Origin of the sequence: Azospirillum oleiclasticum, assembly GCF_013423485.1 — a bacterium.
GTDB classification, from domain to species: Bacteria; Pseudomonadota; Alphaproteobacteria; order Azospirillales; family Azospirillaceae; genus Azospirillum; species Azospirillum oleiclasticum.
In genome coordinates this window covers 126,264-140,144 of sequence record NZ_JABFFR010000023.1, presented here as the reverse complement: position 1 = coordinate 140,144, position 13,881 = coordinate 126,264, and the positions used below count along the sequence as shown (strand labels likewise).

12 protein-coding genes are annotated in these 13,881 nt (G+C 69.1%); 8 read left to right on the top strand and 4 right to left on the bottom strand.

Going from position 1 to position 13,881, the window contains the following annotated elements:
• The first annotated feature begins 75 nt into the window (after positions 1-75).
• The 3 genes from HL658_RS22220 (at position 76) to HL658_RS22210 (ending at position 3,444) form a co-directional block, all read left to right on the top strand.
• Positions 76-2,193, top strand: coding sequence for a S8 family serine peptidase (locus HL658_RS22220; RefSeq protein ID WP_180283078.1), 2,118 nt, complete (start codon positions 76-78; stop codon positions 2,191-2,193).
• 103 nt (positions 2,194-2,296) lie between these two features.
• Positions 2,297-2,731 (top strand): hypothetical protein, encoded by a 435-nt coding sequence (locus HL658_RS22215; protein ID WP_180283079.1) that lies wholly within the window; start codon positions 2,297-2,299, stop codon positions 2,729-2,731.
• Positions 2,732-2,871: 140 nt separating this feature from the next.
• A complete protein-coding gene (locus HL658_RS22210; protein ID WP_196242242.1) occupies positions 2,872-3,444 on the top strand; it encodes a DedA family protein in 573 nt (190 codons plus the stop codon).
• Positions 3,445-3,483: 39 nt separating this feature from the next.
• Here the strand turns inward: HL658_RS22210 and HL658_RS22205 are convergent, their stop codons facing one another.
• The 3 genes from HL658_RS22205 to HL658_RS22195 are packed head-to-tail and all read right to left on the bottom strand — an operon-like array spanning position 3,484 to position 5,706.
• Positions 3,484-4,638 carry a PP2C family protein-serine/threonine phosphatase gene (locus HL658_RS22205; protein ID WP_180283081.1) on the bottom strand — a complete coding sequence of 385 codons (1,155 nt, stop codon included), beginning with the start codon at positions 4,636-4,638 and terminating at the stop codon, positions 3,484-3,486.
• Between the two features lie 14 nt (positions 4,639-4,652).
• Positions 4,653-5,378: an ATP-binding protein gene (locus tag HL658_RS22200; protein WP_180283082.1), complete on the bottom strand. Its 726-nt coding sequence runs from the start codon at positions 5,376-5,378 to the stop codon at positions 4,653-4,655.
• A gap of 22 nt (positions 5,379-5,400) precedes the next feature.
• Positions 5,401-5,706 carry an STAS domain-containing protein gene (locus HL658_RS22195; RefSeq protein WP_180283083.1) on the bottom strand — a complete coding sequence of 102 codons (306 nt, stop codon included), beginning with the start codon at positions 5,704-5,706 and terminating at the stop codon, positions 5,401-5,403.
• A 415-nt stretch (positions 5,707-6,121) separates the two neighbouring features.
• On the opposite strand from HL658_RS22195, the gene HL658_RS22190 reads away from it, so the two are divergent.
• Together HL658_RS22190 and HL658_RS22185 are read left to right on the top strand one after the other, a co-directional pair.
• Entirely contained in the window at positions 6,122-8,443 is a 2,322-nt protein-coding gene (locus HL658_RS22190; protein ID WP_180283084.1) for a PAS-domain containing protein, read from the top strand.
• Positions 8,440-11,382, top strand: coding sequence for a response regulator (locus tag HL658_RS22185; RefSeq protein WP_180283085.1), 2,943 nt, complete (start codon positions 8,440-8,442; stop codon positions 11,380-11,382). Before HL658_RS22190 ends, HL658_RS22185 begins: the two co-directional genes overlap by 4 nt.
• Positions 11,383-11,387: 5 nt before the next feature.
• Here the strand turns inward: HL658_RS22185 and HL658_RS22180 are convergent, their stop codons facing one another.
• Positions 11,388-11,921 carry a superoxide dismutase family protein gene (locus tag HL658_RS22180; RefSeq protein WP_180283086.1) on the bottom strand — a complete coding sequence of 178 codons (534 nt, stop codon included), beginning with the start codon at positions 11,919-11,921 and terminating at the stop codon, positions 11,388-11,390.
• A gap of 209 nt (positions 11,922-12,130) precedes the next feature.
• Between HL658_RS22180 and HL658_RS22175 the strand changes: the two genes are divergently transcribed.
• The 3 genes from HL658_RS22175 to HL658_RS22165 are packed head-to-tail and all read left to right on the top strand — an operon-like array spanning position 12,131 to position 13,879.
• Entirely contained in the window at positions 12,131-12,553 is a 423-nt protein-coding gene (locus HL658_RS22175) for a Fur family transcriptional regulator (protein WP_180283087.1), read from the top strand.
• Positions 12,553-12,744 carry a hypothetical protein gene (locus HL658_RS22170; RefSeq protein WP_180283088.1) on the top strand — a complete coding sequence of 64 codons (192 nt, stop codon included), beginning with the start codon at positions 12,553-12,555 and terminating at the stop codon, positions 12,742-12,744. The genes HL658_RS22175 and HL658_RS22170 overlap by 1 nt, the downstream gene beginning before the upstream one ends.
• A 46-nt stretch (positions 12,745-12,790) precedes the next feature.
• Entirely contained in the window at positions 12,791-13,879 is a 1,089-nt protein-coding gene (locus HL658_RS22165) for a hypothetical protein (protein WP_180283089.1), read from the top strand.
• The last annotated feature ends 2 nt before the right edge of the window (positions 13,880-13,881 follow it).

The window sequence follows — 13,881 nt, the reverse complement described above, 5'->3', positions numbered from 1 at the left end:
CCGGCGACCCCGGTCGCATAATCGCGCCGTAAGGATGCATCGCGGACAACCCACGGGTGCTCCAGGAGGCGGGCCATGGCGTGGAGCGTCGCGGTACTGGACCAGGGGATCTCGAACTGGTTCGAGCGGACCTACAGGCGCAACCTGTACGAATATGACGTTTACTGGGGCGACAGGGAAACCGATTACGGCGTGCCCTATACCCACGGCACCTACGCCGCCATGGCGGCCTGGTCGGTCAACCCCGCTCTGGACTTCATCGACCTGCGGGTGATGAGCCCATCGGACTCCGTGTCCTATTACGACGCCGAAGCGGGACTGAGCCGCCTGATCACCCTCAGCAATCAAGGCTATGGGATCGGTGCGGTCAACCTCAGCTGGGGCGGGCCAAGCTCGTTCTCCTCGGTCACCAACGCCATCAACGAGCTGGCCGGGCGTGGCATCTATGCCGTGGCCGCATCCGGCAACCATGGCAACCGCTCGTCCTTCGATACCCCGTTCTACCCCGCGTCCATGTCCAACGTCATCGCGGTGGGCGCGCATGACGGCACCGGCACGCCGGTCGATTGGTCGCAGAACGACAGCAGGATCACCGTGCTGGCGGACGGGACCGACGTCCCCGTACCGGGGATCAACGGAACCAGCTTCGCCGCCCCACAGGTCGCTTCCACCGTTGCAACACTGCAAGCCTACGCCCGATACGGACTAGGGCGCCCCCTGACCCTCGCCGAGATGAAGGACTCGCTGCAACTGGGCGGCAACGGTCCCAGGTCGGCTCCGGACCCGGCGGACGGCCGAACCCGTTACTTCCTCCACACCCATCAGGGCAGCGTCGATTACTTCGTCGGCCGCTACCTGCTGCCAAGCTTCGACCCGCTTTCCTACATCGCCTCCTACAGCGACCTGACGACCCTGTACGGCACCCACGGTGCGGCAGGGCTGGCGCATTTCCTGGGAAGTGGGGCGTACGAGGGGCGCGCCGTCACCTTCGACGGGCTGTCCTATCTCGCCGCCAACCTGGACGTGGCCGACACGCTGGGAGTTTCGGCGACGGCCGGCGCGGCGCACTACCTCAGCAGCGGCCGGTCGGAAGGACGGCGGTCGTCGTTCGACCATTGGAACTATCTGGCCGCAAATCCGGACCTGATTGCCCCTCTCGGCACGATGAACACCATGTCGGCCCGTCACTATCTGCAGAACGGGCGGGCCGAGCAGCGACCGACCGCCGGGTTCGATCCGCTGCGGTACATCGCCTCCTATGGCGACCTCATCGGCGCCTATGGGCTGCGCAACACGGCGGGGGCCGTCCAGCATTATGTGACGAGCGGGCGCGGCGAGGGACGGCAGGCGTCCTTCGACGCGATGGGCTATCTGGCCGTCAACCGCGACCTCCTCACGGCTTTCGGGATCGATACCACCGCAGCGACCCGCCATTACATCGCCAATGGTTACCGTGAGCGGCGTGTCACCCTGTTCGATTCCTACCGCTATCTCGCATCGAACACGGACCTCATCGCGGCGCTCGGTACCGGTTCCACGGCAGCGGCCGAACACTATGTCCGCAACGGCATCCGCGAGGGGCGGGGCATGGGGTTCTCAGCGGAGGACTATCTGGGCGCCAACCTGGATCTTGCTCTGGCCTTCGGCTCGGACTCCGCCGGGGCGATCCGGCACTATGTGCAGCATGGCTGGCGCGAGGGGAGGCAGACCCGGATCGACCCCGCCGCCGCATCCGTGTCCGAATCCTCCACCGATCTCCCCGCCAATTCCACCACCAGCGGCCGCGTGGCGGTCGGCGGCACCGTGACCGGCCGTTTCACCGCACCCGCCTATTACTCGGACACCGACTGGTTCCGCATCCGGCTGCTGGCCGGACAGGGCATTCAGATCACGCTGACCGGACGTCCGACCGGTGCGTTGACGATCGGCGGCCAGTATCTCGCCCTGTACCACCCGTCTGGCTGGTCGGTGGCCTACAGCTACGGGACATACAACAGCAACACGACCACGCTCACCTACACGGCCCCGGCAGCCGGAGACTACCACATCGCGGCGCAGGGCTACGTATACCCGGCAAGTTGGAACCAGCCGACGGTTCCCCAGCCCTACACACTGGCGGTGACCGCACGTCGGTCCGCGGCACCGCTGGCCGGCCCCGACGACGGCGCCGGGTTGTTGGCCGCGGCGGTTTGAGCACGTTCGCCTTTAGGGCTCGACAGCCGGGCGCCGTTCTGTAGAATGAACCGTGAACATCTACCAACGGGACCCGAACCGGGACAGCACGGGCGATCACGGCATGAATACAGGCACCGACGGCGCGGCGCCCCAGCCGCTTCTCTTCGACAGCCTGCCGGAAACCGAACCCCGGCGGCGCCCGGCGCGGCGCGCGCGCGCCACCACGCTGGCCGAGCCGATCGCGGTGGATGCCGTGCGCGAGCCGGCCCCCCCGCCGCTGCCGCCCATGCTGGCAGCGCCGCCCGCCCCTCCCATTCCGAGACCGCCCCCCGCCGTTCTCGACCCGGCCGCCCTGACCAATCCCGAGTTGCGGGCGCTGGTCCAGGGGCTGACCGACCAGCGGCTCGCCTGGCTGGTGGTGGAGGCGGCGCGGGAGGTGAAGCGGCGGCTGGTGCCGGACGATCCGGACGACTCCGGCGAGGCGGCGGAACCCAACCCCGTCCTGCTCCGCGCCGCGCGCCAGACGGCGGGGGAGTTGTCGGGCGAGGACGCGTGACCGGTCGCTCCGAATAATCGACCACGGATTCCGCGTCGCAGCATGAAGAACACAGCGGACAGGAAGGGGCCGCCTATGTCAGAGTGCGTAAGCGCGCCGGACAGCGGGTCCGGCGGAGATGTTGCGGTTCGGGGTCGCTTTTGGACTGGATCACCTGGTTGCAGGAGTGGGGGGATGCCTTCTATCCCCTGGCGTTCTTCTGGGCTTTCTTCGAAGGTGAAACGTTTGTCATCTTCGGCGGGATGGCGGCTCACCTTGGCGTCCTCGATCTGCGATTGCTGATCGCGACGGTGTGGATGGGCAGCTTCTGTGGTGATCAGCTCTGGTTCTGGCTCGGCCGGCGCTGGGGCAACAAGGCGCTGGCCCGCTTCCCCGCGGCGCAGCCGCGGGCGGAGAAGGTTCTGGCTTGGCTGGAACGCTACGGCGTCGGCTTCATCCTGGTCTTCCGCTTCCTCTACGGCGTGCGCAACGTCGCCTCCGTCGCCGTCGGCACGTCGGGCATGCCTTGGAGCAAGTTCCTGTTCTGGAACTTCATCGCCGCGGGGCTCTGGGCCTTCAGCTTCGCCGGGGCCGGCTATTTGTTGGGCGAGGCGGCCGCGCGCGTCGGCGAGTATGGGCCGAAGGTGCTGGTGGGCATCCTGCTGGTGGTGGCGCTGGGCTTCTTCGCACGGCGCCAGTTCCTGCGGATGCGGCGGCGCGGCGCGGAGACCTGACGCCAGCCCGGCGCCGTGGCGCCGGATGGCGCCAGCGCCTCAGCGCCGGGCGATCCACACGGCGGTGAGGTCGTCGCGCAGCGGCCGGTCCACATTGGCGAAGAAATCGTCGAGCAGATGGGCGAGCGGCGCGTCGGGCCGCTGGTCCAGCGCCGACTGCACGATCTCCAGGATGCGGTCGGAGCCGATGCAGCGCCCATCCGCCGTGCGGCTCTCGATCAGCGCGTCGGAATAGAGGAACAGGAAGCCGCCCGGCGGCAGCGCCACGGTGCGGTTGGTGTAGCGCGCCTTGCGCGACACGCCCAGCAGCAGCCCCGCGGAATCGATCAGCCCCAGGTCGCCCTCGGTCCCCAGCACCGGGTTGGGCGCCCCGGCCGAGGCGTAGGTCAGCGCGTTGGTGCCGGTGTCGAGCACGGCGTAGATCGCGGTGGCGAACTGGCCGGTGGTCAGCACGTCCTTCAGGGCGTTGTTCAGGTTGCTCAGCCACTGCGCCGGGTTCAGCCAGGCCACGGCGAAGCGGTCGATCAGCGTGTGCAGGCGGAAGGTGTTGATCGCCGCGGTGATGCCGTGACCGGCGAAATCGGCCATCAGGAAGCCGATGTGCCGCTCGTCGATCTCGAACACGTTCCACAGGTCGCCGCCCAGCTCCGACGAGGTCTCGAAGTGGCTGTCGATGCGCAGCCCGTAGCGGTCGCCCACCTCCACCAGCCGCCGCTTCTCCGGCAGCAGGGAGAGCTGCATCGCCTGGGCGTGCTTCAGCTCCTTCTCCACACGCCCGCGGAATTCGGCCAGATCCTTGAACAGCTTGCGCCTTTCGAGCTGGTGGCGGACCCGGGCGGCGCATTCGCCGGGCTTGATCGGCTTGGAGATGAAGTCGCTGCCGCCCGCCTCGAAGCAGCGCACCTGCTCGTCGTCGCCGTCCAGCGCGGTCTGGAACAGGATGGGCAGCTCGGCGTGGGTGGCGTTCCGGCGGAGCTGGCGGCACATTTCCAGCCCGTCCATGTTCGGCATGTCCACGTCGAGCAGCACGAGGTCGGGGCGGAAGCGCTCCACCTTCTCCAGCCCGTCGACGCCGTCCACCGCGAACTCGATGTTCTGGATGCCGGCCCGCCGGATCACGATCGCCAGCGACTTGCGATTGAACTCGTTGTCGTCGACGATGAGAACCCGGCTGTCCCGCAGCGAAATGGTCATGCGCGTCGTCCGGTTCAGAGTTCGAAACGCAGCGCGGTGCAACGACCGCCGTCGGTGACCGTCACATCCTGCGCCAGCGCCCGCATGAAGATGAAGCCCCGGCCCGACCGCGCGGTGCCGCCGGCGTCCGGGGGCAGGATCGCCGTGTCGAAGCCGTTGCCCTGGTCGGACACCGCGATCACCAGAACCGCCCCGCGCCAGCGTGCGAAGATGTCGGTGCGGCGGTTGCCCAGCACCGGATCGCGCATCCGCTCGCCCACCAGCTGGCTGAACACCCGGTAACCGTCCGGCCGGTCCTTGGCGGAGCTGGCGATTTCCAGGTTGCCGTGGACGACGGCGTTCGCCACCGCCTCGTGCAGGCACAGCTCCACCGCGGAGCGCCGTTCCTGCGTCAGAACGCCACGGGCGGCCAGCGCGTCGCACACCAGCACCGCGCACTGCGCGCCGAACGCCGTTCGGGTGGTCAGGGACAAATACAAACCATGGTCGCAGACCGGCACCCCCTGCCAGTCACCCTCCGCGCCGCCCGCGGAATCACGCTCGATGGTGTGGAAGGCGGTGCCCCCGAGGGCCGCCATGATGTCGTCGCGGGTGGCGCCATGGTCCAACAGGACGGCGCCGGCGACGCTCTGGGCCGGGTCGGCCGACGCCCGGCATTCCTCCACCTTGAGCCCGTAACGCGCGGCCACCCGCGCCGCGAGCCCCGGCCCCGGCCGTTCGCCATCGATGCGCGGGGCCATGCCGGCCCCGGTATCGGGTGCGTCAGGTCTCAATGGTGATGATCTCGGAAATCCTGGCCAGATCGATGGAGCGCTTCACGTCGTTCCGGGGGCCGCGGACGATCAGCTTGACGTTCCGCTGCTCCGCCTCCTCCTGCATGATCAGCAGCATGCCGAGCCCCGCGGAGTCGATGAACTCCAGGTCCTTCAGGTCGATGACCATGCGCTTGATGCCGTCGGATTCGAGCAGCCGGACGATGTCCCTCAGACGGTCGTGATCGGTGAATTCCAGCCGGCCGCGCAGCCGGGCCTCGATGCCGTCGGAGCTGGTGCTCGATTCGAAATCCATATCGCCCTCGCTTGCGCCGCGCGGCCTCGACACGACCATCGGGCGCTTCGCGGCACGATAGATCCGCACACACGGCCCGTCTTACGGCACTTCGCCATCGGATTTCAACCTTCATTATTGCAGCTGCCCGTGACATGAACAGGATGCGCGGCAAGTCGGAACACCCCATTATGCGCCGTTGCATGACAACCAAAAAGCACGCGGTGCGGGCGTGCGCTTGCGGTTGCCCCGCGGTCTGCGGACACTGTAGAACCCATGGTGGAGTTTTGCCCGTCGGCACCCGCGCCAGACGGCGCAACCCGCCCTTTCCTCACGCCGGACAGGAGGATGCGATGCGCGACCGATCCGACGACCGCCGCCCCCGCGGGCACGGCGCGCGACGCGGCCGGCGGCCGGCCCCGGTGGGACCCGCGCGATGAGCCCTGTGCATCGGGCCTGGCAGGGCGTTCCGTCCGTCACGGCCAAGTTCCTGGTCATCCTGATCCCGATCCTGCTGCTGACGACGCTCGGCTTCTCCGCCATGTTCTTCATCTCCAGGCACGCGGAGCTGAAGCAGACGCTGGCCGGGCGCATCGACACGGTGGCGGAGAGCAACGCCATGGCGCTGTCCGCCAGCCTGTGGGCGATGGACGAGGCGTCGACGCGCAACATCATCAAGGCGATCGCCATCAACCCGGAACTCCGCTGCGTCGTGGTGGAGGACGAGATGGCCGGTAAGCGCTACCTGTGGCCGGAGGGCGGCTGCCCGAAGGACCGCGACCTGGACATGACCAGCCGCTCCGTCACGGTGAACGGCCAGCGTCTGGGCATGGTGTCGCTGTCCTTCACCTACGCACCGGCCGACGCCCAGATCCAGGGGGAGATCGTCAGCACCCTGTCCCTGCTCGCCCTGGTCCTGATCGGCACGGTCTTCACCGCGCTGACCGCCCATCGGCTGACCATCGGCATCCCGCTGAAGCGGCTGATCGCCTCCATCCGGCTGGCCGACCGCGACCACGAGCGGCGCTTCGTGGACTGGGATTCCGCGGACGAGCTGGGCCGCGTCATCCGCGCCTACAACGCCATGATGTCGCGCCTGAACGAGGAGGAGGCGGCGCTGCGCCAGAGCGAGGAGCGGCTGTCGCTGGCCATCACCGCCACCCGCTCGTCGGTCTGGGATCTCGATCTGCGCACCGGGCAGTACTGGTGGTCGCCGGAATTCCCCTCCCTGCTCGGCTATGACCCCGGCGAGCTGGCGATGACCACCGAGGCGTGGGAGTCGCTGGTCCATCCGGTCGATCTGCCCGGCGTCCTGCGCTCGATCGAGCGCCACGTGCGCGGCAGCGCCCCCACCTTCTCCATCACCTACCGGGCGCGGCGCAAGAACGGATCCTGGATGTGGCTGGAGGACCGCGCGACCGCGATCCGCGACGCCGGCGGCCAGGCCGTCCGGCTGACCGGCACCATGTCCGACGCCACCCAGCGCATGCAGGCGGCCGAGGATCTGGCGCGCGAACGCAACATCCTGCAGATCACGTTGGACAATGTGGACCAGGGCATCGTGATGGTGGACCCGGAGCTGCGGCTGGTGCTGTCCAACCGCCGCGCCGCGGAGCTGCTGAACGTGCCGTCGGAATTCCTGGACAGCCGCCCCTCCTACCCCGAGATCGTCGATATGCAGCACGACCGCGGCGCCTTCATCGACGCCGGCGACGATCCCGACTTGTATTACGAGCGGCTGTACGAATGCTCCGAGCACGCGGTCGCCTTCAAGCGCCGGCGCAACGACGGCACCGTCATCGAGGTGCGCTCCAACCCGCTGCCCAGCGGCGGCTTCGTGCGCACCTTCACCGACATCACGGTGGAGGCGCGCTCGGCCGAGGAGATTTTCAGCGCCATGCAGGCCCTGGAGCAGGCCTACGCCGAGCTGAAGGAGACGCAGGCCAGCCTCGTCCAGGCCGAGAAGATGGCGTCGCTGGCGCTGCTGGTGGCCGGCGTCGCGCACGAGATCAACACCCCCGTCGGCATCGCCTACGGCTGCGCCACGCATCTGTCCACCCGCACCCGGGCGCTGGTCGACAGCTTCGAGGCGGGCGGGCTGAAGAAATCGGACCTGACCGGCTATGTCGCCACCGCCGGCGAGGCGACGCGGCTCATCCAGCAGAACCTGACCCGCGCGGCCGAGCTGATCCAGAGCTTCAAGCGCGTCGCGGTCGATCAGACCAGCCAGGAGCAGCGCAGCTTCGAACTGAGCACCTACCTCGGCGAGGTGGTGACCTCGCTGGGTCCGCAGCTGCGCAAGAGCCGCCACTCCCTGGCCGTCGATTGTCCCGACGGGATCGAGGTCAACGGCTATCCCGGCGCGCTGTCGCAGGTGATCACCAACCTGATCATCAACGCGCTGACCCACGCCTTCGACGGGGATGCGGACGGGCGCATGGCGCTGACCGCCGCCCTTGCCGGTGACGGCGAGGTGGAGCTGCGCTTCAGCGACGACGGCAAAGGCATTCCGGAGGAGCATCTGCCGCGCATCTTCGAGCCGTTCTTCACCACCCGGCGCGGAGCCGGCGGCAGCGGGCTCGGGCTGCACATCGTCTACAACCTCGTCACCCAGACGCTGGGCGGCCGCATCGCCGTGGACAGCCGCGTGGGCGGGGGAACCACCTTCACGATGCGCATCCCGCGCAACGCCGCCGGCCGCAACCGGCCGGCCGAGGAGCCGGAAGCCATCGAGCACCGAGGGAGCCGGTACGCATGAGCATGGGCGCGCCCGCGGACGAGGACGACGACATCCTGTTCGCCGACGAGGGCGAGGCGGAGTCCTCCGACCTCAACCCGTGGCCGGTGCTGGTCGTGGACGACGAGGCCGACGTCCATTCCATGACCAGCCTGATCCTGGCCGGCACCGTCTTCCTGGGCCGGCCGCTGCATCTGCTGGGCGCCCATTCGGCGGCGGAGGCGCGGGCGGTGCTGCGGGCGCGCGGCGACATCGCCGTCGTCCTGCTCGACGTGGTGATGGAGGACGATCACGCCGGTCTCGACCTGGTCCGCTGGATCCGCGACGATCTCGGCAACCACGACGTCCGCATCGTGCTGCGCACCGGCCAGCCGGGACAGGCGCCGCAGCGCGACATCATCATCGACTACGACATCAACGACTACAAATCGAAGGCCGAGCTGTCGGCGGAGGGGCTGTTCACCGCCATCATCTCGGCGCTGCGCTCCTTCGACTACATCAAGTCCATCGAGACCAAGGTGATGGAGCGCACCGCGGAGCTGTCGGAAAGCCGCGAGCAGATGCGCTCGATCCTCGAATCGAGTCCGATCGGCGTCAGCGCCTTCGACGAGAACGGGACCATCGTCTTCGCCAACCGCCGGCTCGGCCATATGCTGGGGGTGGGCGACCCGCAGATCATCGGCATCGACGCCCGCGACCTGTTCTCGGTCGCCGACGACCACATGCGCCTGATCCACTGGATCCTGAACCACCGTCAGATCCGCGACGTCGAGGCCCGCCTGCGCCGGGCCGACGGCTCCACCTTCTGGGCGCTGGTGTCCGGCGATCCCACGGTGCTGGAGGGCCGGCCGGTCTATCTCGCCTGGTACTACGACATCACCCGGCGCAAGCTGGCCGAGCGCCAGATGGAGATCGCCAAGGAGGAGGCGGAGCAGGCCACCGCCGCCAAGTCCGTCTTCCTCGCCACCATGAGCCACGAGATCCGCACGCCGATGAACGGCGTGATGGGCATGGTGGAGCTGCTGGAACGCACCACGCTGGACGCCCACCAGGCGGACACGGTGGCGACCATCCGCGAATCCGCCACCGCGCTGCTGCGGATCATCGACGACATCCTCGACTTCTCGAAGATCGAGGCCGGCAAGATGGATCTGGAGCAGGTGCCGGTGTCGGTCGGCGCGCTGGTGGAGGGGGTGGCCGACACTTTCGCCCCCGCCGCCCGGCGCAAGGGGCTGAAGCTGTTCACCTTCATCGATCCGGAGGTGCCGCCCGCCGTGTTCGGCGACCCCGTGCGCATCCGCCAGATCCTCTTCAATCTCGGCGGCAACGCCATCAAGTTCACCCAGGCCGGCCATGTGGTGATCCGCGCCGACGCCATGGAAAGGGGGGCCGGCTGGCGGCGGGTGCGCATCTCCGTCATCGACACCGGCATCGGTGTGTCGGAACAGGCGCGCGCCAAGCTGTTCCACCCCTTCACCCAGGCGGAAAGCTCGACCACCCGCCGCTTCGGCGGCACCGGGCTGGGCCTGTCCATCTGCCGCCGGCTGGCCACGCTGATGGGCGGCGAGGTGGGGATGGAGAGCACGGTGGGGTCCGGCTCCACCTTCTGGATCTCGCTGCCGCTGGGCATCTCACCGCTGCCGGCGCAGGACAACCAGGGCAAGCCGCTGCCGACGGAGCCGGACCTGTCCGGCCTGACCGTGCTGGCCGCCCTTCCCAACCCGCTGGAGCGCGAGTTCCTCGGCCGATACCTGCGGGGCGCCGGCGCGCGCGTGATACCGGCGGCGGACGAGCGCGACGTGGCGGAACAGAGCCTGGCCGCCCGCACCGAGGCGCGGTCGATCGACGTGGTGGTGATCTGCGCCGACCTGCACCCGGCCGCGGTGGCGCGCGCGCCGGAGCTGCTGGGGCGCCGTTCCGGCGAGGGACGGACCCCGGCGGTGCTGCTGTGCGCGGCGATGGCCGACGGCGACTCGCGGACGCTCGGCGACGGCATCCTGACCCTGTCCCGCCCGGTGCGGCGCCACACGCTGCTGCGGGCGGTCGCGGTGGGGGCGGGACGCGCCAGCCCGGACGTGGAGCCGGTGGCGCCGCCGCCGCGCCTGCCCGCGCCCAAGGCGCCGACCGTGCACGAGGCGCTGAGCGAGGGACGGCTGATCCTGGTGGCGGAGGACAACCCGATCAACCGCAAGGTCATCATGATGCAGTTGCAGTCGCTGGGCTACGCCGCCGAGATGACCGTCAACGGGGTGGAGGCGCTGGAGGCGCTGCGCCGGCGCCAGTACGCAGCGCTGCTGACCGACGTCCACATGCCGGAGATGGACGGTTTCGAGCTGGCCCGGCGCGTGCGCGAGATGGAGCGCGGCGGCAGCCGCCGCCTGCCGATCATCGCCATCACCGCCAACGCCTTCCAGGGGGAGGCGGACAAGTTCGCCTCCGCCGGGATGGACGACTGCGTGGCGAAGCCGATCGACATGACCCGCCTGTCGGCCGCCCTCGAACGCTGGGTCGCCGCGCCGCCGGGCGGCGCGCCCGCTGCCGAGGAGCCGCCGCCCGCCGACGGGGCCGCGACCGCAGCGCCCGCGGCCGGCGACACGCCGGGCGACGCTCCCGACGACACCCCCACCGGCACGGCACCGGCCATCGAGCTGCGGTCGCTGACGGAGCTGTGCGGCGGCGACCAGGACCTGATCCGCGAGATGCTCGCCGACTTCGTCGAGGTCACCGGTGCCATCATGGACGCCTTGCGCGCGGCACTCGCGGCGCAGGATGCCGCGACTGTCAAGAGCTGCGCCCACAACATCAAGGGCTCCGCCCGCACCGCGGGCGCCAAGTTGCTGGGGTCGGCCGCCTTCGCACTGGAGCAGGCGGCCGGCGGCGACTGGCCCACGGTGGCGGCGCTGGCCCGCGACGTGGAGGAGGCCTTCGCCGCGGTGCAGCGCTTCGCCGCGACGTTCTGACCGTCCTACTTGATCACGCCGCAGGCGATCCGCCCGCCGGAGTGGCCGGAGGGATCGGTCACGTAATCGTCGGGCCCGTCATGGACCATGAAGGCGGAGCCGTCCTGGTCCATCAGATCCGTCGCACCGCCGCCGATCGAGACGAGCTGGGTGACAAATTCGAAGCGGGCGGTGCCGTCGGCGTGCACATGGATGTTGGGCAGATCGCCCGCGTGCGTGGACGCCTGGTTGAGGCCGTGCTTGGCTTTTCCGGGGTTGAAGTGGCCACCCGCCGCGTCGAAGGCGGGGGTGCAGGCGCCCTTCTCGTGGATGTGGAAGCCGTGCCAGCCCGGCGGCAGGCCCTGAAGCTCACCGCGGATGAAGACGCCGGCCGGATACTGGGCGATGGTCACCGATCCCACCTGCTTGCCGGCCGGGTCCATCATCGTGGCGGCGCGGGTGGGGGCGCTGGTGGCGGACTGCGAGCCCTGCTGGGCCAGCACCGGCCCGGCCACCCACAAGCCGAGGGTCGCGGCGAGGGCGATGCGCGAGAGGGTCATGGTCGTCTTCCGTCCTTGTTTTCCGGTGTCGATTCCCCGACGCCGCCAAGCCCGCGGCCGGCGGCGTCCCTGCCTCAACCGCGGAATGGCCCGGTGGTTTCGCTACCCACAGGAAAAGTGCGGCTATTCGCCGCGTCCATGTTGCGGTGCAACCCGGTTTGGTGTTGTATTCTGCGAATGGTTCGCGATTGCGATGGATGCGGCCCCCGATGATGTCACGTCTGGAGAGAGTGTGCCTCGAGAAGGGGCTGAAGATGACCGACCAGCGCCGCGTCATCTCGCGCGTCCTGTCGGAGTCCGAGGACCACCCGGACGTGGAGGAGGTGCACCGCCGCGCCAACCTCCTCGACCCACGAATCTCACTCGCCACCGTCTATCGGACGATGCGCCTGCTGGAGGACGCCGAGGTCATCAAGAAGCTGGATTTCGGCGACGGCCGCGCCCGCTACGAGGAGGCGTCGAATCACCATCATCATCACCTGATCGACACCCGCACCGGCGTGGTGATCGAGTTCGCGAGCCCCGAACTGGAAGCGCTCAAGGAGCGGATCGCCCGCGAGCTCGGCTACCGGATCGTGGGCCACCGGCTGGAAATCTACGGCATTCCTCTGGCTGAGAAGGAGACCCCCTGATGGACGACCAGCACCTCCGTTGCCGCGAGGCGGTGACGCGCTGCTATTCGGGCCTGTGCGACTGCGGCCAGCCCGAATGCTACGCGCTCCAGGCGGCCGTCACCGTCTACCGCTTCCACAACCCCGGGTGCAACCCGCTGGCGGCGGAGACGATCGTGAGCCATTGGGTGGCGGGGGCGGTCCGGCACTGACTGCGAAGGGTCGCGCCGGCTCGCCCGCGGGTGGTAGCTTGCTGCCATGCGACGCTTCCTGATCGGCGCCCTGCTGACGGCGCTCCTCGCCTACCCCATGCTGTTCTACGCGCACAAGTATGCGGTGCCGTGGACCGGCATGAACGATTTCCGCAGCTACCACGCCATGGTGCTGAACCCGCTGGATTTCGACGCTGTGCGCGCACCCTTCGCGATGCGGCAGATCCCGACGCTGATCGCGCGGGCAATCCTTGAGCTGGGGCTGATCTACCCCAACGACATCTGGTTCGAGCAGCACGCCACGCAGGGCGGCGCCACCTATTCCAAGGACGTGTTCTTCGCGCTGATGTTCGGCAGCTTCCTGGGCATGGTCGGCACCGGCGGGCTTCTGTACATGGCCGCGGCGCGCCTCGACGGGGAGCGGGCGCGGCTGCTGTCGCCTTACGGGCTGCTGGCCGTCGGGCTGCTGCTGCTGGCCGGGACGACGCTGTTCTACACGCTGGCGCCGCTGACGGAGGGGTGGAGCTGGTTTCTGCTGCTGGAGATCGTCGTCCTCTCCCGCCGCGACGACCGCTGGCGCTGGGTAGCCTTGCCGCTGCTGATGCTGGCGATCTTCGAGCGCGAGCTGCTGCCGCTGGTGATCGCCATTATCGCCACGGCGGAGCTGCTGGCCGGCTGGACCGAGGTCGGTGCCGACCGCCGCCGCTACCTGCTGGCGCTGCTCGGCACCTCGCTGCTGTCGCTGTTCACCTACTGGCTGCTGCGCGGGGTGGTGCTGCCGCTGTGGGAGGTCGACCAGCGGCAGATCAGCCCGATCTTCTGGGCCCGCTACCTGCTGCTGAACTGGCGGCGCCTGATCGAATTCGAGTTCGTCCAGGGGGTGTTCTTCAAGCTGAACGTCTTCCTTCTGTGGGCGGCGGCGGCCGCAGCGGCCCTGCGCCAGGGTCTGCCGCGTCAGGACACGGCGTTCCTGGCCGCACTCGCCCTGTCCGCAACCACCATCCTGCTGATCGCGGTGGGGTCGGCGGGCGACCGCGGGTCGGACCGGCTGGTCGCCATCCTGACGCCGCTGTTCGTGCTGTCGCTGGTGGAGCTTCTGCACCGGCTCAACGGGGCGGATCCCCGCGGAGACTGACC